The sequence below is a fragment of the Oceanospirillum sp. genome, from assembly GCF_048265165.1.
Classification (GTDB): domain Bacteria; phylum Pseudomonadota; class Gammaproteobacteria; order Pseudomonadales; family Halomonadaceae; genus Oceanospirillum.
This window is the reverse complement of sequence record NZ_JBLXCD010000001.1, coordinates 189,555-211,481: the sequence shown is the minus strand read 5'-3', so window position 1 is coordinate 211,481 and position 21,927 is coordinate 189,555. Positions and strand designations below refer to the sequence as shown.

Annotated in this window: 17 protein-coding genes; 4 read left to right on the top strand and 13 right to left on the bottom strand. The window is 51.5% G+C overall.

The genetic code is table 11. The features are described 5' to 3' along the window. Nucleotides 1–42: 42 nt before the first annotated feature. The 4 genes from hutG to hutH form a co-directional block, all read right to left on the bottom strand. Entirely contained in the window at nt 43–1,029 is a 987-nt protein-coding gene (gene hutG / locus ACN0R8_RS00905) for a formimidoylglutamase (RefSeq protein ID WP_417594142.1), read from the bottom strand. Nucleotides 1,030–1,043: 14 nt separating this feature from the next. After that, nucleotides 1,044–2,315: an imidazolonepropionase gene (gene hutI / locus ACN0R8_RS00900; protein ID WP_417594140.1), complete on the bottom strand. Its 1,272-nt coding sequence runs from the start codon at nt 2,313–2,315 to the stop codon at nt 1,044–1,046. A gap of 152 nt (nt 2,316–2,467) precedes the next feature. Beyond that, on the bottom strand, nt 2,468–4,480 hold the full coding sequence (locus tag ACN0R8_RS00895) for a urocanate hydratase (protein ID WP_417594138.1): 2,013 nt from the start codon (nt 4,478–4,480) through the stop codon (nt 2,468–2,470). A gap of 29 nt (nt 4,481–4,509) precedes the next feature. Further along, nucleotides 4,510–6,021 carry a histidine ammonia-lyase gene (gene hutH / locus ACN0R8_RS00890; protein ID WP_417594136.1) on the bottom strand — a complete coding sequence of 504 codons (1,512 nt, stop codon included), beginning with the start codon at nt 6,019–6,021 and terminating at the stop codon, nt 4,510–4,512. Nucleotides 6,022–6,178: 157 nt separating this feature from the next. Between hutH and ACN0R8_RS00885 the strand changes: the two genes are divergently transcribed. Beyond that, nucleotides 6,179–7,078 (top strand): LysR family transcriptional regulator, encoded by a 900-nt coding sequence (locus tag ACN0R8_RS00885; protein ID WP_417594134.1) that lies wholly within the window; start codon nt 6,179–6,181, stop codon nt 7,076–7,078. Between the two features lie 193 nt (nt 7,079–7,271). Here ACN0R8_RS00885 and ACN0R8_RS00880 read toward each other — a convergent pair whose 3' ends face one another. Further along, nucleotides 7,272–8,726 carry a coniferyl aldehyde dehydrogenase gene (locus ACN0R8_RS00880; protein WP_417594132.1) on the bottom strand — a complete coding sequence of 485 codons (1,455 nt, stop codon included), beginning with the start codon at nt 8,724–8,726 and terminating at the stop codon, nt 7,272–7,274. A 260-nt stretch (nt 8,727–8,986) separates the two neighbouring features. Here ACN0R8_RS00880 and ACN0R8_RS00875 point away from each other — a divergent pair, with 260 nt between their 5' ends. Next, complete coding sequence (locus ACN0R8_RS00875; RefSeq protein WP_417594130.1) at nt 8,987–10,288, top strand: alpha/beta fold hydrolase; 1,302 nt, start codon at nt 8,987–8,989, stop codon at nt 10,286–10,288. A gap of 116 nt (nt 10,289–10,404) precedes the next feature. On the opposite strand, the gene ACN0R8_RS00870 is transcribed toward ACN0R8_RS00875, so the two are convergent. From ACN0R8_RS00870 to ACN0R8_RS00855, 4 genes are all read right to left on the bottom strand, one after another. Beyond that, complete coding sequence (locus tag ACN0R8_RS00870; protein WP_417594128.1) at nt 10,405–11,346, bottom strand: class I SAM-dependent methyltransferase; 942 nt, start codon at nt 11,344–11,346, stop codon at nt 10,405–10,407. A 173-nt stretch (nt 11,347–11,519) separates the two neighbouring features. Further along, complete coding sequence (locus ACN0R8_RS00865) at nt 11,520–12,206, bottom strand: hypothetical protein (RefSeq protein WP_417594126.1); 687 nt, start codon at nt 12,204–12,206, stop codon at nt 11,520–11,522. 177 nt (nt 12,207–12,383) lie between these two features. After that, nucleotides 12,384–12,638: a DUF2442 domain-containing protein gene (locus ACN0R8_RS00860; RefSeq protein ID WP_417594124.1), complete on the bottom strand. Its 255-nt coding sequence runs from the start codon at nt 12,636–12,638 to the stop codon at nt 12,384–12,386. A gap of 3 nt (nt 12,639–12,641) precedes the next feature. Next, nucleotides 12,642–12,899, bottom strand: a complete 258-nt coding sequence (locus ACN0R8_RS00855; protein WP_417594122.1) for a DUF4160 domain-containing protein — start codon at nt 12,897–12,899, stop codon at nt 12,642–12,644. 122 nt (nt 12,900–13,021) lie between these two features. On the opposite strand from ACN0R8_RS00855, the gene hrpB reads away from it, so the two are divergent. Then, nucleotides 13,022–15,748: an ATP-dependent helicase HrpB gene (hrpB, locus tag ACN0R8_RS00850; RefSeq protein WP_417594120.1), complete on the top strand. Its 2,727-nt coding sequence runs from the start codon at nt 13,022–13,024 to the stop codon at nt 15,746–15,748. On the opposite strand, the gene ACN0R8_RS00845 is transcribed toward hrpB, so the two are convergent. The 4 genes from ACN0R8_RS00845 to ACN0R8_RS00830 form a co-directional block, all read right to left on the bottom strand. Further along, a complete protein-coding gene (locus ACN0R8_RS00845; RefSeq protein WP_417594118.1) occupies nt 15,745–17,739 on the bottom strand; it encodes a RecQ family ATP-dependent DNA helicase in 1,995 nt (664 codons plus the stop codon). The genes hrpB and ACN0R8_RS00845 overlap by 4 nt on opposite strands. Nucleotides 17,740–17,798: 59 nt before the next feature. Beyond that, nucleotides 17,799–18,008, bottom strand: coding sequence for a DUF3565 domain-containing protein (locus tag ACN0R8_RS00840; RefSeq protein ID WP_078319925.1), 210 nt, complete (start codon nt 18,006–18,008; stop codon nt 17,799–17,801). 18 nt (nt 18,009–18,026) lie between these two features. Next, on the bottom strand, nt 18,027–19,034 hold the full coding sequence (locus ACN0R8_RS00835; protein WP_417594115.1) for a Fic family protein: 1,008 nt from the start codon (nt 19,032–19,034) through the stop codon (nt 18,027–18,029). Nucleotides 19,035–19,145: 111 nt separating this feature from the next. Beyond that, the gene (locus tag ACN0R8_RS00830; RefSeq protein ID WP_417594113.1) at nt 19,146–20,240 is read right to left on the bottom strand and encodes a site-2 protease family protein; all 1,095 of its coding nucleotides are present in this window, start codon (nt 20,238–20,240) and stop codon (nt 19,146–19,148) included. A gap of 118 nt (nt 20,241–20,358) precedes the next feature. Here ACN0R8_RS00830 and ACN0R8_RS00825 point away from each other — a divergent pair, with 118 nt between their 5' ends. Next, nucleotides 20,359–21,906, top strand: coding sequence for a cryptochrome/photolyase family protein (locus ACN0R8_RS00825; protein ID WP_417594111.1), 1,548 nt, complete (start codon nt 20,359–20,361; stop codon nt 21,904–21,906). Nucleotides 21,907–21,927: the final 21 nt, after the last annotated feature.

Sequence of the window (21,927 nt, the reverse complement as noted above, 5' to 3'; positions counted from 1 at the left end):
TCACTCACTAAAAATAAATCTGAAACAGCTATAAAGCTGCTTCTAATCTGTTGCCCGGGTCAGTTCCTGACTAACCTCCGCCACGAGCCTAGCCGCCAGTTTAGCGGTGCGATGATCTTCATCCAGCAATGGGTTGCACTCAGCGATATCAGTCAGTACAACTGGGACATTAGCTGTAGCGGCTTCTTTCAGGATCAGGCGGATGATTTCACATCCGGTCACCGCATCCAGCCCCATAATGGACGGCGCGCTGACACCCGGGGCTACGGCCACACTGAAGGCATCCAGGCAGATCGTCAGATAGAGGTAATCCAGCTCTGTCAGATAGTTCTTGATGTCCTGCTGAATGGCTTCCAGGTCGGTGGCTTTACAATCACGGTCCAGCCGCCATTTAACACCCCGCTCACGGGCAAATTCAAACAACGCCTGAGTATTAGCCGTTTCGTTAACACCAATGCAGTAGTAATTAAACGCTTTGTTATTGGCATTGCACCATTGAGCAATCTGGCGAAACGGCGTGCCTGAACTGGGCTGAATGTCGGGATTACGCAGATCCAGATGAGCATCCAGATTGACAATACCAATACGGGCACTCTTCTCTTCAGCGTAAATATGTTGTGCCAATCCCTGGTAACTACCCCAGGCGATCTCATGGCCACCTCCCAGTACAACAGGCTTAAGCCCATTATCCAGCAGAAAGGTGATTTTAGCCGCCAACTGATTTTGCGCGACTTCCATTGAAGCATCATCACAACTGACATCACCCGCATCCCAAGCGTTAACCGGCAGGTGCCAAGCGGCATTGGACAAGGCCCGACGAATTGCCGCTGGGCCTTCTTTGGCCCCCTGGCGTCCTTTATTCCTGCGCACACCTTCATCACAGGCAAAACCCAGAATGGCAATACCATCTGGCTCAAAACCATCCGCGGGTAATGGGCTAATTTCCTGATGCCAGCGCGTGCTGGCACCGGCCTCTTCACTATCAACCCGACCAGCCCATACCGTCATATCTACGGGGTTATAGGTCATTGATTCACTCCGTTTCATTTTGCTTCTTGCCCCGCCAGCCAGATTTTTGCCGGACGGTGCATATTAATGCCGTAGCTGAGTTCACTGGGGTGCTCCACTGGCCACAACACCAGATCGGCGTCATAACCCGTTTTAAGCACACCTTTGCTATTTTCTAACCCCAGCGCCTTTGCGCCATGACAGGTGGTGCCCGCCAGTGCTTGCTCCGGGGTCATACCAAATAACACACAGCTCTGATTCATCGCGAGTAGCAGAGATGCCACAGGGGATGTTCCCGGATTCAGGTCGGTTGAGACTGCCACCGGAATATTGTGTTCGAACAAAGCTTTTATTGGTGGCAGTTGAGTCTCTTTCAGACAATAGAAGGCTCCCGGCAGCATCACTGCAACGGTTCCGGCCTGCTTTAATATCGGTAAATCTTCTTCAGCAAGATACTCTAGGTGATCCACTGACAGAGCATTAAACTCTGCCGCCAGTACCGCCCCTTTGAGATCACTAAGTTGCTCAACATGCCCTTTTACTGGCAAGCCGTGTTTTACCGCTGCTTCAAACAAACGTCGGGTCTGCTCTGGTGAAAAACCAATACCTTCACAGAACACATCCACAGCATCTGCCAGTTTCTGCTCTGCCACTATGGGTAGCATTTCATTGATCACAATATCCAGATAGGCATCCGGGTCATGTTTGTACTCTGCTGGAATCGCATGAGCCCCTAGGAATGTTCGCTTCACCGTCAGCCCGGTATGTTCTGCCAGTCGACCGGCCACTTTCAGCATTCTCAGCTCAGTTTCGGTATCAAGGCCATACCCTGATTTGATCTCAACCGTTGTCACCCCTTCAGCCATCAGACGCTGTAAGCGCTTTAAACCTGAAGCAAATAACTCTTCATCAGAAGCCGCTCTGGTGGCGGTCACGGTACTGACAATGCCGCCGCCTTTACGGGCAATCTCTTCATAAGACACACCCTGTAAACGCCACTCAAATTCACGGGCACGACTGCCGCCATATACCAGATGAGTATGGCAATCGATCAGTCCCGGTGTTAGCCAGCCTTTCTGTCCATCTATCCGTTCAATAGCTTCAAACTCTGGAGCTTCTGATGCTGCCCCAACCCAGCTGATACGCCCTGCGGTGACAGCCAACAAACCATCCTCTAGCTGGCCATAGTGGGATACCGGGCCTGACGTTTCGTAATCCATTGTCGCTAAAGACACGTTGTGTATTAAGAGGTCACAGTGATGAGCACCAGTATTGTTCTGATTCATCACGGTATCCGATATTGTCATGAGGCACTCTCTTTCTTATCGCTACTTTCTTATAGCTTTAAAGTGGGGATATTGAGGTTCGCCCCCAAGCTTGGGGCTTTAAATTGCAGGTGAGACGGGTTTTGAATGCCATCCGAAAAATGGATGGCATTCTGATACCAGCTATCAGAAGTTTAAAAATCCAAACCTTCCAGCAAGCCATCATCGACCTGATTTGCCAGGGTCACTTTAAGTTTCGGCGTGCGTTCCATTTCGCGCTTGATGGCAAAATTGGCTTCTGTATTTCTGGCCCAGCTGCGTCGTGCAATGCCGTTATTGACATCGAAGAACAGCATATTTTTAAGGCGACGCTCACAGGCTTCAGAACCATCCAGCAGCATACCAAAACCACCGTTGATTACTTCACCCCAGCCGACACCGCCGCCATTGTGAATCGACACCCAGGTTGCACCCCGGAAGCCGTCACCAATCACGTTATGAATCGCCATATCCGCTGTAAAACGGCTGCCATCATAGATATTTGACGTTTCACGGTAAGGGGAGTCAGTACCACTGACATCGTGATGATCACGGCCTAAAACCACAGGCCCAATCTCACCGGCGTTAATGGCATCATTAAAGGCTTTCGCAATTTCTGCCCGGCCCTGTGCATCGGCATACAGGATACGAGCCTGTGAGCCGACCACGAGTTTGTTCTGTTTCGCGTCATTGATCCAGGTGATGTTGTCCTGCATCTGCTGCTGAATCTCCTCCGGAGAGTCCCGCATAATGCGTTCCAGCACCTTCGCTGCAATCTCATCCGTTTTATCCAGGTCATCCGGATTCCCTGAAGTACAAACCCAGCGGAAGGGGCCAAAACCATAGTCAAAACACATCGGCCCCAGGATATCCTGAACATAAGAGGGATATTTGAAGTCGATACCGTTTTCAGCCATCACATCACCGCCCGCCCGTGACGCTTCAAGCAAGAAGGCATTACCGTAATCGAAGAAATAGGTGCCCTTTGCCGTATGCTTATTGATCGCATCGGCGTGGCGCTTCAGTGTGGCCTGTACTTTTTCTTTAAAGACTTCCGGCTCTTCACGAATCAAACGGTTTGACTCTTCGTAGCTAATGTCTGTCGGGTAGTAACCACCGGACCAGGGATTATGCAGTGAGGTCTGGTCAGAACCTAAATGAATGAAAATATCCTCAGCCAGAAAGCTTTCCCAGACATCGACCACATTACCGATAAAGGCAATGGAGACAACTTCTTCATTTTTCTGTGCTTTGCGAACACGGGCAACCAGATCCGGCATATTATCAACCAGTTCGTCTACCCAGCCCTGCTCATGGCGTTTGATGGCCGCTTTAGGGTTCACTTCAGCACAGACCGTAATACAGTCAGCAATGTTGCCCGCTTTAGGCTGGGCACCACTCATACCGCCCAGCCCTGCGGTTAAGAAGATCTTACCTTTCGGGCTTTCACCTTTATTCAGTACCTTACGGAAGGCATTCATCACCGTAATGGTTGTACCGTGAACAATACCCTGCGGACCAATGTACATAAATGATCCGGCAGTCATCTGGCCGTATTGGGTCACACCCAGAGCATTAAATTTTTCCCAATCATCCGGTTTGGAGTAGTTCGGGATCATCATACCGTTAGTCACAACAACCCTTGGTGCCTCTTCAGAAGAAGGGAACAAGCCCATCGGGTGGCCGGAATACATATGCAGTGTCTGATCCGATTCCATCTCACTCAGATACTTCATCGTCAGAAGATACTGTGCCCAGTTCTGGAATACTGCGCCATTGCCACCATAGGTGATCAGTTCTTCCGGATGCTGAGCCACCGCCGGATCTAAGTTGTTGTCGATCATCAGCATGATCGCAGCAGCCTGCTGGCACTTCGCCGGATAATCCTCAATAGAACGCGCGCTCAATGAGTGCTCAGGCTTAAAACGGTACATATAGATCCGGCCCGATTCGTTCAGCTCTTTGGCGAACTCAGGGGCCAGTTCTGCATGCCACTCTTTCGGGAAGTAACGCAGCGCATTGCGTACTGCCAGCTGTTTTTCATCCGTCCTTAAAATATCTTTTCGTTTCGGTGCTCGGTTAGCGTTCTCCGGGTACGGCCTTGCAGCAGGTAAACTAGCAGGGATGCCTTGCTTAATCGTTTGTTGAAAAAGATTGATATCATTCATTCTAAGCGTCTCCGTTATGTTTTCCCGGTTTAAGCGTGTTTTTCTGGCGAACCAACACAGAACGCCTGTGTCTGAACCAGCTCGATAATGGCGTCAATGTCAGGTTTTAACAGTCTGTCTTCTTCTAACTTGGCGACTTTGCTACGGATAATCTGATGGTTCTGCTCGATCGTTTCTGAACAGGTATTCGGACGTCTGAAATCGATCGCCTGGGCGGCATACATCAGCTCAATGGCCAGAATTTTATCTAGATTGCCAAGGATCTGATTGAGCTTACGACCCGAAATACTGCCCATAGAGACATGATCTTCCTGCCCCATTGATGTCGGCACACTGTCTGCTGATGGCGGGAAACACAGTGATTTGTTTTCTGTTACTAAAGCTGCGGTGGCATATTGAGGAATCATCAGGCCGGAGTTTAAACCACCGGACTCGGTTAACATTCTTGGCAGGCCGTGCATCCCCTCAAGTAGCAAATAGCAACGACGATCGGCAATATTACCCAGCTCAGCCGCCGCGATAGATGCATAATCCAATGCCATCGCCAAAGGTTGACCGTGGAAGCTGCCGCCGGAAATGGCTTCTTCCTGACTGATCACAATGGGGTTATCCGTCACTGAGTTCATTTCAATCTCAGCTAACTCTTTCAGATGTTTATAGGCGTTTCGGGATGCACCATGCACCTGAGGAATACAACGCAGTGAGTAAGGGTCCTGTACACGATCACAGTTGGTATGCGATGCCATATTCTGCGAACCGTCAAAAAAGGCTCGCATTCTGGCGGCCACTTCCACGCAGCCCGGAAATGGCCGGGTCTGGTGCAATTCTGCTCTGAAAGGTGACGAACTGCCCTGCATACCTTCAATGCTCATAGCACCTGCTAAGTCCGCTAAATCCAGCAGGTAGCGCATTTTGACCAGCGCTGTAATGGCATGAGACAGGATAAATTGCGTGCCGTTAATCAGCGCCAACCCTTCTTTAGCTTCAAGTTCCATAGGTGCTAAGTTATGAGCATTTAACAGAGAGATCGCCGGTACCGTTTCTGAACCCTGCCAGAACTCACCTTCACCGATTAACGGTAAAAACAGATGTGAAAGTGGCGCTAAATCCCCCGAAGCCCCCACTGAACCTTGCTCTGGTACGACAGGAATCAGATCCAGCTCTAAAAATTTGAGCATTCTCTCAACGACTTCAAGACGAATACCCGAAAACCCCTGGCTTAGTGCCTGAACTTTGGTAATCAGCATCAGCTTAGAGATTGACTTGTTGATGGGGTTACCCAAGCCAACCGCATGGGTGATCAGCAGGTTTTTTTGTAACAGATTGGTCTCAGCAGGAGAGATCTGGGTATCACACAGAGGGCCAAAACCGGTATTAATGCCATATACCGCAGAATCTGAGCTGGCCATATGCTCAACATTTTTCCGGCTGGCGTTGATTTTGTCTTTTGCTTGCGTGCAGAGCTCAGCTTCAACAGAGCCATTGGCGATATCGTTGACCAATTCAACAGTAAGTGTATCTATCCCGTATTTAAACGTCATTTTTATAGTTCTCCGGTGAAAATCTAGCTTCTGGCAGAACTATATCTTGCAACTTATGTTTTATAGATAAAGAATATCTGATCATTATTCCTGTTTTATCGAACAAAAGTTATCAAACAAAGAATGAGCGCTGCATCGCAGCCGGAGAAATTCTTATATGCAGATCCATGATGTCGACTTAAAACTCTTAAGAATCTTTGTCGCAATTGTTGAATCCGGCGGTTTATCGGCAGCTGAATCAAGGTTAAACATCGGGCGATCAACCATCAGCTCCCATCTGTCTGACCTGGAGATCCGGCTGGGCCTGACGTTATGCAAACGTGGACGTAGTGGTTTTGAGATAACAGAACCCGGACGTGTCACCTATCAGGCCAGTCTGGAACTGCTCAGGCAGTGCGAAGCTTTTGCGGCGACCGTTGCCAGTTCCAAAAATGAGCTGACAGGCCGTGTCACCATCGCCTCGATTGATAACCTGGTTAACGATCCGCGTTGTGGAATCTCAAAAGCGATCGCAGCACTCAGAGATAAAAGCGATTCCATTCAGTTTGAAATCAACGTGTGTGAAGCAAGAGAGGTCGAAACATCGGTTATCAGCGGGCGTTCTATGGTGGGGCTGGGTGTGAGTCGTCATCCTATTCGTGGGCTGGACTACTACCCGTTACAGGACGAAGTGAACTACTTGTATTGCTCTAAAGGGCATCCGTTGTTTAATTGCGATGATGATGCCCGTGAAGCCTTGCTGCAAGAAGCTGAAATTGTCTCCAGCCACTATCAGAGAGATAAAGAAACCAGAAATGACGGGCTAAATTATCAGAATACCGCCACGGCTTACCATGATCAGGGCATTGCACATATGGTGCTGTCTGGCCGGTTTATCGGCTATCTGCCAGAGCACTATGCGAATCAATGGGTCGAAAAGGGTCAGCTAAAAGCGATTTTGCCAGAGCAGTACCATTATGAGATCCCTGTGATGCTGATAACGCTGAAGAATGCAGTTTTAACACCACTCATCAAAGAGTTGATCAGTGAATTAAAACGCTGCCATAGCAACCCCTAATCAGAACCTGTTGATTACAGCCTGAGCCTGTTGATAGCAGTTAGAGGTTGTTGATAGTAAGCAGAACTTGCTGAGCACTCACAGCTGCCAGCGAGCGTTAGGCCCAGCAGGGTTTTACTGTACCCGTCGTATTTTACTGTCATTGCGGAGTCATCCGATGACTCGGCGACTCATCCCATACCTCGAACAGGGTCTAAAGTTTGAGCTTAGCGATCAGCCCCAGCATACGATCAGCGGTTTTTCCGTAAGGCGGCATCAGATATTTCATGGGTGAAAACGCAGACTGATAGAAAACAGGTCGTAGTTTCGAGAAGGTCAGAAAGCCTTCATAACCGTGATAATGCCCCATGCCACTGCCGCCAATACCTCCGAAAGGCAAATCATGCTGCCCCACATGGAACAAGGCATCATTCACAGAAACACCACCAGACAGAATATTGCCAATATAACGATTCACCAGTGGCTTATTATTACTGAAAGGATACAGCGCCAATGGTCGATCCCTGTCATTCACATAATCGATCACGTCCTGCGGATCGGTATAGGTCTTCACCATCAGAATCGGACCGAAGGTTTCCCGCTGCTCGATGACCATCTCATCCGTTGAGTTCAGTACCAGGGTCAGCGGCAGCTTACGACTGGCGGCATCAGGCTCCTGCCCAGTCAGATTGATCACCTCAGCCCCCTTATCCCGGGCATCCGCCAGCATATCCAGCAAACGCTGAAAAGCTCGGTCATCAATCACTGAGGTGTAATCTATGCTGTGAATATCAGGGCAATGTTGACCGACCCAGCGTTTCACCTCGGCGACAAAAGCGTTTAGCTGGCCCCCATGGACAAAAACATAATCCACCGTGGTGCAGATCTGTCCGGCGTTAAACTGTTTCACAAACATCAGGCGCTCTACCGCCTTCGCCAGAGGGTATTCAGGATCGATCACCGCCGGGGACTTCCCTCCCAGCTCTAACGTTACCGGTGTCAGGTTTTCAGCCGCAGCCGCCATCACTTTACGGCCTGTCTGTCCGGAACCGGTGAACATCAGGTGATCAAATGGGAGCCTGGAAAATGCCACACCGACATTTCCGGTTTCTGTGAAAAACCGGAGTTTATCCGCAGAAAAATAATCCGGTGCCAACTGAATCAATAGCTCACTGAAATGTACAGAGTTCTCCGACATCTTGACCATAGCGCGGTTGCCCGCCGCAAAAGCCGCCGTCAGGCCTGAAAACCCCAGATTCAGAGGAAAATTCCAGGGGATAATTAAGCCCACAACACCCACTGCCTGAGGAATAACACGATTCTTCGCCCCCGGATAAAGCATCATATCGATGCCGCGCCGTTGTACCCGCATCCATTTTTTCAGATGTTTCAGGGTATGATCGATATCACTCACCACAGTAATCACTTCTGCAATCAGGGTTTCGTGGTACGAGCGGTTACCGTAATCCCGGTTGATCGCCGCTATAATATCCGACTGATTCTCCAGCAGCAGGCGCTTCAGGCTCTTCAGGTGCTGACAACGCTGACGATAATCCTCCTGCCCGGACTGCCTGAACGCCATACGTTGCTGAGTCAAAACATCTGATAACTCAGCATGGTCTTTCTGCGACTCCAAGGACAAAGCCGTAGCAACATCGTTCATAACCATTAAATCTCCCGGAAAAAGTAAGCAAGCCTCCCCTGAGACTAAACCTTCCCTGCCTGACCCGTCCAGTAAAAGCGAAAAGGGTTATCGGTATAGATGGTGGACAGACCTTACATAACACCCAAGGACTTCTTTTACTTAAAAAAATTCGTATTGCCCCGACCAGCGACTCTCCTGACGGGCGTATTTCGTTTAAGCTACCCGGTAATCGTCAGTCATAACTTTTTCCGAAACCGTCAGACCACCGACAGCAAGGACATTTCATGCCTAATCTTTTTATCATCCGGGATATTCATCTGAGCGTTCCGCTGGATTACAGCCAGCCGGAAGGTCAACCGATCAACCTGTTTGCCCGTGAAATCACCCGCCACACCGACGCACCGGTCTGTGTATTTTTACAGGGCGGTCCCGGTTTTGAAGCACCGAAAGATCCCTTCAGCATCCCATGGCTGGATTTTATGCTGGATCATTTCCGAGTGGTGCTGATGGATCAGCGCGGTACAGGTCGCAGTCACAGTATCGGCCCGGAACTGTACGAGTCTCTGCCCGATCCCGAAGATCAGCTGACCTATATCAGCCAGTTTCGGGCCGACAATATCGTGCGGGATCTGGAACAGCTGCGCTGCCGTGAATTTGGCAGTGCTCAGTGGTATCTGCTGGGACAAAGTTTTGGTGGTTTTATCAGCTGCCACTACCTGAGCGTACAGCCGGATGCGCTGGCAGGTGTGATGATCTGCGGTGGCCTGCCGCCGATACTGCTGGCGGATGCCCCCGCCATCTATGATCTGTTGGTGAAGACTGTCTATCAGCGCAGTCAGGCGTATTACCGAGCCTATCCGGAAGATATCGCCAAGGTGCAGCGTATTGTTGAGCTGTTAGAGGCTTCCCCTTACCCACTGGGTCGTGATGGCGTGATGACCGCCCGCCGTTTCCTTGATCTGGGCATGTTGCTGGGCACCACCTCGGGTTTCTCTCAGGTTCACGCCCTGCTGGATAACCCGTTTGTAGTGGGTTCCGGTGAGTCTCAGCTGCGCTATGGCTTTATTGAGCAGATCCGTCAGCAGGCCAGTTATGAGACCAATCCGCTTTATGTGCTACTGCACGAAGCGATCTATTGCGAGCAAGCCGCCAGCAACTGGGCGGCAGAAGGCGCAATGCAGCGCCACGGTGGGTTTAATCCGGCTCGACTGTTGAATGAATCGGAATCCCCGACCGGTGAAGCTCAGCTGGGCGTGAGTTTTTATGGCGAAACCGTGCGCCCGGATATGTTAGAGGATTACGGCCAGCTGCAGGGCTTTAAAGCCGTGGCCGAGTTACTGGCCGCCAAAGGTGACTGGCCGAAACTGTACGACCTTGAGCAACTGGCGAAGAACACTGTACCGGTGGAGTGTATCGTCTACCAACAGGATTATTATGTTGATATGGGTGAATCCCTGAAAACCGCTGCCGCGATTAACGGCGCAAATGTGTGGCTACACCCAGAATGGCAACATGATGGCATACGTGTCCACGGCCGCGACGTGGTGGAACCTCTGGCTCGGAGAGTTCTGGCCAGAAGCCAGTAACACCGGCCAACAACCAAAGCCTGTAAACCAAGCCAACCCAGAAACAGCCTCCTGAATAGTCAGCCGAAACCGGCCGGATGGCTATTCAAGGATGGTGGGAGGCAGCGATATAACGCTCAGGGTTTGCGGCTAAACACCAGGGCTTTTAAGCCCCCTTCAGGGTCAATATCCTGAAACTCCGGCGGATTATCCAACCGGTAATCAAAGGTCACCTCAGGGGACTCTTCCGCCATCCCCTCAATCAGAAATTGTGAAGTAACCGCCGGATCATTAACACAGGCCAGCACCTGACCGGACTCAGTAAGCAGCTCCGGCAAACGGCGGAGAATTTTGCGATAATCTTTCGTCAGAGCAAAACTCCCCTTCTGAAAGCTGGGCGGATCAATAATCACCAGATCATAAGGGCCGTACTTACGCACCTTGCCCCAGGACTTAAACAGGTCGTGCCCCATAAAGGTGACGTTTTTCAGATCATGGCCGTTTAAACGGTGATTTTCCCGCCCCCGGTTTAACGCCGCTTTGGCCATATCAAGATTCACCACATGGTCCGCACCGCCTGCTATCGCCGCCACAGAGAAACCACAGGTATAGGAAAACAGATTTAACACCCGTTTTTGACCGGCCTGCGCCCGTACCCAGTCACGCCCCAAACGCATATCAAAAAACAGACCGTTGTTCTGCTTACCGCCCAGATCCAGCCGGTATTTAAGGCTGCTTTCGGTGACATCCTGCTGTTCGTTGTGGGTGCCCCACAGCAGCTCCATAGGCACACCTTCCCGCGCCCGGTGCTGTAGCAGCAGTGACGTTGCACCGCTTTTTTGCCAGAGATCACTTTCTGTCCAGCGGGCCAGCAGCGCCTGAAGCTCTGTCAGAAACTCCTCGGAAGGCTCCTTAAACAGACACACCAACACCTGCCCCTGCAGCCAGTCAACGGTCATCTGTTCCAGCCCCTCATAACAGCGACCACGCCCGTGAAATAAACGACGAACTTCGGTGGGTGGAGCTGACAAAGCAGCGTGCAGGATATTTTCTAAAGTAACGAGCGCGTGAGTTTCCATAGTACCTTCAGAGCTGTTAAAGCAAGGTGCGGTATTTTACAGGAATATCAGCAGGAGGCTAAATTTATGGCGGGAAACAACATACCGAATGAGGATTGCCGCTCACCTCGGCAGCGAGGTAGATCTGTAAGTAAATAGGTGACACAGAACTATGAACACCCTCCCCAAGAGCATTATTTCTTAAAGTATTTATAAACGTCACCGAACATTTTAACAACATCAGGCCTATTAAGGCGATCAAGTGTGCTTTTATTTTTAACGATAGAGTCTGCTAAATCTGTTTCCAAGACTAAAACCGTTCCATCCTCTCTTAGGCCGAAGTTTTTTAATCCATCAGGTAATTTATCCGAATTGCTGGCAACCCTAATATAAATCGTTGTCGCACATATCGTATAAAGTTGAAATCGCTGACCTAAAATCCTTTTTTTCTTATGAAAACTTTGAAATCCTAAATGAGCGTCATGCTCCATTGTTCCGACTGTAATAGCCGTCCAGTATTCATTTTCTAGGAGGTATTCTGAGTTATCCAGTATCCTTCTAACTTTTTCCTGATGGACAGGGCCAAGATCATAATCTAAAAAATGCTCTACCTTACTCAGACTTAGCCTCCATAAGATGGATAAAAGCCCTAATTTAACAAAACGATAATTTAATCCTGAAATCTTGTGGAGCTTTCTTTTTCCTAGATCGCATTGAGTTTCAATCGAAATCTTTGTGTTACCTTTTCTTTTTTGAACACACGCGAAAAAATTTCTTAGCTCTCTTTCCCAGGAAGAAAATAGCGACTCGCAACGCTGGCACAAAAGATATTCACTATATCCTTTTTGCTTACTATCTTTACGATCAATATCTCTATCCATCGATATCTTAAAAAAACGACCATCGTTTGAGTATTTTTCTGACGAGGAGTACAAGGATCTATATGCAAACTCTGGAATAATATGTGACTTCCTAAGCTTAGATTCTTTCAGACAAAGTTTGCATATAGACATATTGATTTCCTTATAACCGAACGGAGCTAGCTGGTACTACCTAGATTACTGAACCGCTTGGCTCTGCTTTAACTGAAGCTCTTTCAGAAACTCCGGCGCTAAATCTGCCCCATTCGGCCAGACAACGGTTTCCAGCTCAGGATCAACCGCCAACTGCTGAAACGTGCCGATATCTTTGAGGGGTTCAAACACCGAACCTTTGAGCACGCCTTCCAGATCAACCTCACCGGAGGTGTGATCATCAAAGGCAACCCAAATCTTATAACCGGATAAATACTTGGCCGATGTAACGTGCAGCATAATCTACTCCAAGGGTTCAATATTCATCAAGGGCTCACCATCTCTGGCTCTCCGCCAATTCTCTTCCAGCTCATCTTTATGGATAACAAGCCATTCCTGAACAAAACTGGTCGCCCTTTTAGGCAATTGTCCCTCAAGAATGGTTCCATCGAAAGCGAATAACGCCTCTTGACCTGAATACTTCGCATGAAAATGAGGCGGATTGTGATCGTTAAAGTACATCGCGATCAAGATTCCGTAAAACCGACTGATAATAGGCATAAGTCATCCTTCCTGGATTATGTTTTTCCCGTGCCTGAAAAGTATCGGTTAATTTCCCTCTAACTGCCAAACCGGTATCCTTAGCCCCCTGTTTTTAACGCTTTGCTACCGGTGCTTTACCCATGAGATCCCCTGCTTCATCCGCTAACCATCCATCATCCACTGAAACCGACCTGCCGATTCTGGCGCAGGTGCCGGAGTTGGTCGCTCAGCTGCACTCACAGGAGCTGGCATTGCTGTCGGCGGAACCCGGTGCCGGTAAGACCACCCGCCTGCCTATCGCGCTGATGCAGCACCCGGCATTCCGGAACGGAAAGATCATTATGACCGCGCCCCGTCGGGTGGCGGCGCAGGCGGCGGCCTCTTATATGGCGGGGCTGATCGGGGAATCGGTGGGTGACAGTATCGGTTATCGGGTCAAGGGCGACCATAAGGTGAGCCGCCATACCCGGCTGGAGCTGGTGACCTCCGGTGTGCTGCTGCGCATGTTGCAGCACGACCCGACCTTAGAGGGCGTAAGCCTGGTGATTCTGGATGAGTTTCACGAGCGCACCGTGGACAGCGATCTGATTCTGGCGCTCTGCCGTCAGATGAACCAGCTCTATCGGGATGATAATCCGGCGGGGCTGCTGGTGATGTCGGCTACCCTGGCTCAGGAGGCGCTGGAAGCCGCGTTACAGGTGCCGATTCTCTTCTGTGAGGGTCGCACCTTTCCGCTGGAATACCGCTATAACCGCACCAGCGTGCCGGTCTCCGAGCGGGTGCAATCGACGATTGATACTTGCCTGGAGATCATCGGTTCTGGGGACAGAGAACACGCCGGCGATATCCTCTGCTTTCTGCCCGGTGTCGGCGAGATCAACCGGGTGACCGAAGCCCTCTCTGCCCCCTGTCAGCAGGCCGGTATCGACCTGCGCCAGCTGCACGGTCAGCAGAAACTGGCGGAACAGCAGGCGGCCATCGCTCCGGCGCAAAAGGGTATGCGCCGCTGTATTCTCGCCACCGCCATCGCTGAAACCAGTCTCACCATCGACGGCATCACCTTAGTCATCGATTCCGGCCTTGCCCGTGAGGCGCGTTTTGATAAAGAAGCCGGTGTGGTGCGTCTGCACACCCGATCTGTCACCCGTGCCGAAGCCAAACAGCGGGCCGGTCGTGCCGGTCGTACTCAGGAGGGTACGGCGTTCCGCTGCTGGAGTGAAGATCAGCAGGGGGCCCTGTCTGCCCAGCCAGAACCTGAGATCAACCGGCAGGATCTGTCGGAGCTGGCTCTGCAGCTGATTCAGTGGGGGTCGGATGATCCCCAGGAGTTTGATTGGGTAACACCGCCACCCAAGGCGCGCTGGCAAAGCGCCCTGACCCGCCTGCAACAGCTGAAACTGGTGGAAGCGGCTCAGGGTGGCGGCAGTCTGCAGCTGACGGAATTCGGTCAAGCCTCCCGTGAACTGGTGCTGTCTGCACACTTGGGGCGCGGCTGGCTCAGCCTGTTAAAAGCGGCGGATCAGAGCGCCAACAACCTTAACGCCGATCAGCTGGCGGCCAGTGCCTTTATCTTCAGCCTGCTGCAGGAGGGCGCACACCTGCCGGAGAACGAGCTGCTAGCCGCCTGCGAGCAGCTGATCCAGTCCCGCGATCCGGCCAATAAAGCCCTGTGTAAACGGATCGAACAGGGGGCGGCTCGTCTGTTGAAAGAGAGCCAGCAGCTGGTCACCCAGCATCCACGTTCTGACACAAACACGAATACTGTATATAAAAACAGTGAAGACTTACTCCCCCTGTTAAGCACCGCCCGGAAGCCCGCCGCCAGCCTGATAGCCCAGCTGCAGAACGCCGACTTTACCGATCTGATGATTGAAGGACTGTGTCATGCTTATCCGGATAGGGTGGGTAAAAAACAGGTGGGTTTAAAGCAAAACGCCACTAATAGCCCTGCACAAGGCAAAGGTGATGCCGGAATCTACAAACTGAGCAATGGCCGTCAGGCGCTGCTGAACAGCCATCAGCAACCGGAGTTTGTGATCGCCCTGCACGCCCGCTCTTTCAGTCAGGACAGCCGGGAAACCCTAACGCTATGGCTAATACTGGATAAAAAAACAGTAACTACTCACTTATCCGATCAGATCGTGCAGCAGCCGTTTTGTCACTGGCAGGGGGATCGGCTGATTAACAGCGTACAAACCCGCCTGGGTCAGCTGGTGCTGGATGAGAAACCGGGTGATAAACCGGATCAGGCCGCCCTGAATCAGGCGGGCATTCTGCGTCTTCAGCAGCAAGGCATCGATGCCCTACCCTGGCAGGAAGCGGATATCCGACTGCGCCAGCGCATTGAGTTTCTGCGCCTGAACGGTGGGGATCAGAAGGATGAATCCTGGCCGGACCTGTCCGATCAGGGGCTGTTGGATTCTACAGAGGATTGGCTGGTGCCGTTTCTGAGCGGCGTCAATCATCAGCGCCAGTGGCAGCAGCTGCCGGTCAGTGACATGCTGAAAAGCCTGCTCAGCTGGCCACAACAGCAGGCGCTGGACACGCTGGTGCCGCCCGCACTGCAAGTCGCCTCTGGCCGTTGGGTAACGATTGATTACAACCAGAACCCACCCACCGTAAGCACCAAACTACAGGAGATGTTCGGTACCGAAAATGTCCCGGCGATTGCAGGCGTACCGGTGAGCATACACCTTCTCTCACCGGCAGGTCGGCCATTGGCAGTGACCTCGAACCTGGCGACCTTCTGGCGGGAGGTGTACCCGGAAGTACGCAAAGAGATGCGAGGCCGATACCCTAAGCATCCCTGGCCGGAAGACCCGTTAACCGCAGAGGCCACCCATAAAACCAAACGGGCCTTGACCTAATAGTTGTTAACCAGCGTTTCAATATCCCGATACCGGAGCAACTCACAGCTGCCAAAACCGTTAATCTGCCGGGCTTTGATTTTGGTAAACACAGGCTGAGTTAAACCTGCTAAGAAGCGGGCACTTAAGGTGCGCTTTTCTTCCTCGGTCAGTTCCAACGGGCTGTCTGCCTCTAACTTCTGCAGGAAGGCGGCAACATGGGCTTTAAGTTGCCCCTGATCCGGAAAGTGTGGCTCCTGAACATAGGTCAGCTGAGCCACCTGCCCGCGACAGACAGAGCAGTGGCCGCAGGCGTTGGGGCTGGAGTTCTCATCAAAGTAGCGGGACAGATTATGGGTCAGGCAGCGATCCAGCTGGAAGAAGCGGATCAGTGCACCGATCCGTTCAATCTCCTTCTGCTCTTTCTCCGTCACGTAGGCATGGAGCTTGGCGGCGGGGTCATCGTTTTTCAGGCGGGTCATATCCACCCGAAACACCTCGGTCATCTTAGAAGCGGACAGCTCAATCAAGCCCTGCTCATGGAGATAGTCCAAAGCGGCAATGACTCTGTGGCGCTCGGCACCTGCACCATAGGCCTGATAAAGACGATCAAAGTCCGGCACACCCCAGGTCTTTTTAAATGCCGTATGCGCAAATACCGCCTGCAGAAAAGGTACACGTTCGCCGGAGAACTTCGCCAGAATCGTATCCTGATCAGCCAAAAACTTATATTTGTACTCGGCAAAATAGCTGCGTAACGGCTCCAGGATGCCCATCAGTTCCAGCTGTACCAGCAGGGTTTTCAACGGCAGCTGGCGAATATTGGTCTGATTGGCAAGGCTATAAAGCTGCACCTCCCAGTGGGAGGCCGAGCTGCCGGCGACAAAGCTCTCCTCCTCGATCGCCTGAATCAGGCGCTGAATATCGGAGCGCAGCGGTGTATCACCATAAACAAAGTTTTCCAGCACGGGTACGCCATCAAGGCTGGCCAGGGTGATGCAGTTTGACGGCTGACCGTCCCGCCCGGCACGGCCGATCTCCTGACTGTAGTTCTCGATCGATTTCGGCAGATCATAGTGCACCACAAAGCGGATATCGGACTTGTCGATGCCCATACCAAAGGCGATGGTGGCCACCACAACCCGAATCTTACCCGCCATAAAGTCGGCCTGAATCTGTTCCCGCTGCTCATTGGGCAGTCCGGCATGATAGGCGGTGGCGTTGATGCCCTGCTGGCTTAGATAAGTAGCCACATCCTCGGCGGTGTGTTGCAGGGTGACGTAGACGATGCCATCGCCCTGCTGCTGGTCGATCACCTGCTTCAGCGCCGCTTTCGGCTGCTGGCCGGATTGCAACGGCAGCACACTAAGATCCAGATTGGGGCGGTAGAAGCCGGTCTGCACCACATGTTCCGGTGCGATACCGAATTTGAGCGCCATATCCTTTTTCACCCGACGGGTGGCGGTGGCGGTCAACAGCAGCACCAAAGGAATATTCAGCTGATTGCGGTACTCCGGCAGTTTCAGATAATCGGGCCGGAAATTGTGCCCCCACTCGGAGATACAGTGTGCTTCATCCACCACCAGCATAGAGATGGGCACGGATTCGATAAACTGCCGGAAGCGCTCATTCTTAAAACGCTCCACCGACACCATCAGAATTTTCAGCCGACCGGAACGGGCATCCTGCACCACCTGCTGATGCTCTTCGTTAGTCAGGGTGGAATCAATACTGGCCGCAGCAATGCCTTTGCTGTGCAGAAATTCCAGCTGATCCTTCATCAACGCCAGCAGCGGCGACACCACCAGGGTCAGATGGGGCAGCTGCAGCGCCGTAAACTGATAACAGAGGGACTTACCGGAACCGGTGGGAAAGATCGCCAGCGACGAATGTCCGGCTAACAACTGCTCAACGGTCTGCTGCTGACCACCGCGAAAATCGGGAAAACCAAAGGTTTGCTGGAGTTTGCTGTCCAGCTCCTGAATGGATGCCGTTTGAAGAGGTTCAGACATAAACACTCCCTGTTATTAATATGAATGGAGAGCCCGTAGGGCTGGAAAATCAAGAAGATTCAGGGGCGCTCATCCATAGGCGCGCCCTGATCACATTTTTTACACTCAAGTCGTGAGCCTAACATATCTTTGCGCCCTTCCGGTGTTATCACCCAGGGACGTTCCTGCCAGGGCGGATTGTGGCGTACATGTTGATTATGGCCGCAGGCCAGCTGAGCCACCCAATGGCCTTCGTCGTCGGTATGGTAGCCGGTGATGGGTTGCTGCATAACTATCCTCCTGCTCGACTACAGGCAATAATACCGTTGCTTGGAGCTTCTTGGCTTATCAGGGATCTCCAAATACAGCCAACCCGCATCTAACAAGGGTTTAAGCACACTTTTCCGGAAGTTCTCCCTGTCTTTTAAACCGCAGAAATCCTGCAGTTCCTGCCGAGAACGTGGCTTCAGGCAGTAATTATCAAGCCCTGAGTAACGCGACAGAATATCAAGTACAACTTGCGGGGTAACTTGCGGGGTAACTTGCGGGGTAACTTGCGGGTTCAGCTGCTCTTTCAGGGTTTCATCGATCACCTGCAGCATAAACTCAATAAACGGAGCGCCGTCCGTTAGCTGAGTACTTCGGCCAATCGCCTGATAGTATTCAGCCTGATGCTGATGCACAAGGCTCTCAATTGGCAGGTTAGCAAACAGTGGATTCCAACAAGCCAGAATCAGACTTTGCCACAAGCGCCCCATACGCCCGTTACCATCTGCAAAGGGGTGAATAAACTCAAACTCGTAGTGAAAAACAACACTGGCGATCAGTGGATGATGTTCCGTACAGCCAAGCCAATCAAACAGATCTGACATCAATCTTGGCACCTGATTAGCCGGAGGTGCCATATGCACCACCTCTGAGCCACTCATCACGCCAACACCGCCGCTTCGGTAGTTCCCCTCGCCATCGACCAACCCCATCATCAGAATACGATGGGCTTCCAGCATGTCCGCTTCCCGACCAGGTAGCCAATGCTCAAACCGCTCATAGACCGCCAATGCATTCTTAACTTCCTGCACTTCTTTCTGAGGCGCTATAACCGGCTTACCTTCTAACACTGCTGTTATCTGTTCAACCGTAAGGGTGTTACCTTCAATGGCCAATGAACCCTGAATTGTGCGGATCTGATTTGCACGGCGTAATCGCAATGCCTGTGCCTGTTCAGTCAAAGCAGACAGACGCCCTAACTGCTCACTGATTGAAGCGATCAGATTGAGCGTAGTTGCTGAGATCGAAAAAGGTGGTTCGTAGGCCATCTGTTTTACTCAAAACGGGGTCATATAAACAGTTTACGTAATGGATCAGACAGCGTCACTTCCTGTCGGAAGAGAAAATAGCGACACTGCCCTAGCTGGAACCGTAACAGTCTATGAATTCAGAATTTTGAGCGGCAGCGCCAGCAGATCATCCCCTGTACCCGCCAAATAGATCATCACCGCGCAGAAGCCCGCCACGGTCACCACATACCAGATGGCAGAGAAGATCTGACCGTAACGATCCAGCGGCAGCAGATGGCTTTGGTGACGCTGCTTCCATTCAAAAAAGATTTCACCGGTGCCGATCAATAGCAGAAAACCCAGCAGGGCCAGGCCAAAGCTGTAACTGATCAGAACCCCCAGACCCGCTCCGGCACCACACAGCAGCAACCCGGCAATGGAGTTCATGGAGAAACTGATACTTTTCAGCACATGGCCGCCATCCAGTGGCAGAATCGGCAGTAGGTTAAACAGGTTCAGCAAGCTGTTAAAGGCGGCGATACCGGCAAAGAAAATATTACCGGTGATCCAATAGGCGATCAGTGCCAGCAGCGACATACCCAAGCCAAAGAATGGCCCCATCAGCGAGATCACCACATCCTGCCAGCGGGTATTGATTTTGGCATCCCCCAGGGCCAGACCACCCATAAACGGAATCAGATAGATCCCTTTGGTTTTCATACCAAAGTGCTGCATCGCCCGGATATGGCCGTATTCATGCACCACAAGACAGGCGATCAGGCTCAGGGCAAACTCCAGCGAAAACAGCCAGGAATAGGCCGCCAGACTGGCACCCGCCAACACAACCTTAATCACCTTAGCGCTTTTCAGCAGCTTCATGCCCAGAGATAACAGCCCTACCATGCTGAACTGGCGGGGTACTTTAGGCTCAACCACCGGCTGCTGGCGCTCAATATCTTTTACCGTGCGCTCACCATCGGTCAGAAGCTCATCGGCAATTTTCAGTTGATAATCAAAATGAAACGGCTGCCAACCCAGTGAAAAACGAAGCTCACAGGGAATTGTTTCACCAGTACGGCCATCCGTCAGCTGAAAACTCAGGTTAAAATCCCCTTCTGCGTTACCGTCGGCATTTTTACCTGCAACAGGCTGGCCGCCCCAGTAAAGCACCTGCCAACCCGCCATAGAGGCCTCCAGCCGCAACGGCTGTCCCAGGCAATCAATATTGAGTAGTTCCAAGATCATCCCCGTTAAAAATCAAACGCTTAAAATTGTTGCTATTATGCCTGAAAGCCCAGCCAAAGAACCATACAGGCATCGATTGCGTAGAAATAACACGTCGAAACAGCCCAGGAGGTATGCCGTGGCAACACTAAGACTGATACTCGGTGACCAACTCAGCGAAAACATCACCAGCCTGCAGGATCTCAACCCTACTGACGACTGTGTGCTGATGTGCGAACTGGTTGAAGAAACGACTTATGTTCCGCACCACAAAAAGAAACTCGTATTTTTCCTGTCAGCCATGCGCCACTTTGCTCAGCAATTGCAAAGAAAGGGTGTCAACGTCCATTACTTCAATCTAGATGAGGCGTTAGACAGCTTTTCAGATGCCATAGAAAGAGTACTCAACACACCCTCTGCCGGTATGCCCTCTTTTAAAAAGATTGTGGTGACACATCCCGGAGAATACCGCGTACTTCAACAGTTAAAACAACTTAAAGCTGTACTGAAAATACCTCTGGAGATACGCCCGGATCACCGCTTTCTGACCACCCAAAAGCAGTTTTCGGACTGGGCAAAAGGGCGCAAACAGCTGCGTATGGAGCTTTTCTATCGTCAAATACGCAAAAACCTCAATATTCTGATGCAAGATGGGGCACCGGTCGGTGGCCAATGGAATTATGATAAGGACAACAGGAAGGCACTGCCTGCGAATCTGACACCACCCATGCCACTGGGCTTCAAGCCCGATGCCATTACCCGCCAGGTCATCAAAATGGTTGGCGAGAGATTTCCTTCAAACTTTGGGGCACTGGCAGACTTCCATTATGCGGTCACCCGGACGCAGGCACTGCAGGTACTGAGTCACTTTATTGAGCAGCGCCTGCCTCTGTTTGGCGACTACCAGGACGCCATGAAGCAGGATCAGCCCTGGCTGTTTCACAGTCACATCGGCCTCTACCTGAATATTGGATTATTAAGCCCGATGGAAGCGATTCGGGCAGCTGAAAAAGCCTGGCAGGAGGACAAAGCACCGTTGAGTGCCGTTGAAGGCTTTATCCGACAGATTCTGGGCTGGCGGGAGTTTGTGCGCGGCCTTTACTGGCTGAAGATGCCCAATTACAAGCATGAGAACTTTCTGCAGGCAGATCGTGCCCTGCCAGAGTTTTACTGGAGCGGGAAAACCCGCATGAACTGTATCAGCCAGTGCGTGCAGCAAACCAAAGAACACGCCTACGCCCATCATATTCAGCGCTTAATGGTACTGGGTAATTTTGCCCTGCTCTCCGGCCTGTCCCCCAAAGAAGTGAACGACTGGTATCTACTGGTATACGCCGATGCGATTGAATGGGTCGAGCTGCCCAATGTTTCCGGCATGATTCTGTTTGCCGACGCGGGTTATCTGGCCAGTAAGCCCTATGCTGCAGGCGGAGCCTATATCAATCGCATGTCGGATTATTGCAAACATTGCCATTATAAAGTGAAGGAGAAAACCGGTAGTAACGCCTGTCCGTTTAACTATCTGTACTGGCGTTTTCTCGACCGTAACCGTCAGGCATTAAAAGGCAACCCCCGCATGGCACTGGTTTACAAAAATCTGGAGCGCATGAGCGAGAACCAGATCGGAGCGATCCGTATGCAGGCCGACAGCTTTCTCGGCAAGCTGGACAAGGGCGAGGCCGTCTGAATCGGCTTTTTTCAGGAGGTG

Excerpts from the sequence above, each read along its gene's own strand:
- ACN0R8_RS00870 (WP_417594128.1), bottom strand. The coding sequence starts at position 11,346 with ATGGAAACTCACGCGCTCGTTACTTTAGAAAATATCCTGCACGCTGCT.
- ACN0R8_RS00855 (WP_417594122.1), bottom strand. The coding sequence starts at position 12,899 with ATGCCTATTATCAGTCGGTTTTACGGAATCTTGATCGCGATGTACTTT.
- ACN0R8_RS00885 (WP_417594134.1), top strand. The coding sequence starts at position 6,179 with ATGCAGATCCATGATGTCGACTTAAAACTCTTAAGAATCTTTGTCGCA.
- hutG (WP_417594142.1), bottom strand. The coding sequence starts at position 1,029 with ATGACCTATAACCCCGTAGATATGACGGTATGGGCTGGTCGGGTTGAT.
- ACN0R8_RS00835 (WP_417594115.1), bottom strand. The coding sequence starts at position 19,034 with ATGGCCTACGAACCACCTTTTTCGATCTCAGCAACTACGCTCAATCTG.
- ACN0R8_RS00830 (WP_417594113.1), bottom strand. The coding sequence starts at position 20,240 with ATGATCTTGGAACTACTCAATATTGATTGCCTGGGACAGCCGTTGCGG.
- hrpB (WP_417594120.1), top strand. The coding sequence starts at position 13,022 with ATGAGATCCCCTGCTTCATCCGCTAACCATCCATCATCCACTGAAACC.
- ACN0R8_RS00860 (WP_417594124.1), bottom strand. The coding sequence starts at position 12,638 with ATGCTGCACGTTACATCGGCCAAGTATTTATCCGGTTATAAGATTTGG.
- hutI (WP_417594140.1), bottom strand. The coding sequence starts at position 2,315 with ATGACAATATCGGATACCGTGATGAATCAGAACAATACTGGTGCTCAT.
- ACN0R8_RS00895 (WP_417594138.1), bottom strand. The coding sequence starts at position 4,480 with ATGAATGATATCAATCTTTTTCAACAAACGATTAAGCAAGGCATCCCT.
- ACN0R8_RS00840 (WP_078319925.1), bottom strand. The coding sequence starts at position 18,008 with ATGCAGCAACCCATCACCGGCTACCATACCGACGACGAAGGCCATTGG.
- hutH (WP_417594136.1), bottom strand. The coding sequence starts at position 6,021 with ATGACGTTTAAATACGGGATAGATACACTTACTGTTGAATTGGTCAAC.
- ACN0R8_RS00845 (WP_417594118.1), bottom strand. The coding sequence starts at position 17,739 with ATGTCTGAACCTCTTCAAACGGCATCCATTCAGGAGCTGGACAGCAAA.
- ACN0R8_RS00875 (WP_417594130.1), top strand. The coding sequence starts at position 8,987 with ATGCCTAATCTTTTTATCATCCGGGATATTCATCTGAGCGTTCCGCTG.
- ACN0R8_RS00865 (WP_417594126.1), bottom strand. The coding sequence starts at position 12,206 with ATGGATAGAGATATTGATCGTAAAGATAGTAAGCAAAAAGGATATAGT.
- ACN0R8_RS00880 (WP_417594132.1), bottom strand. The coding sequence starts at position 8,726 with ATGGTTATGAACGATGTTGCTACGGCTTTGTCCTTGGAGTCGCAGAAA.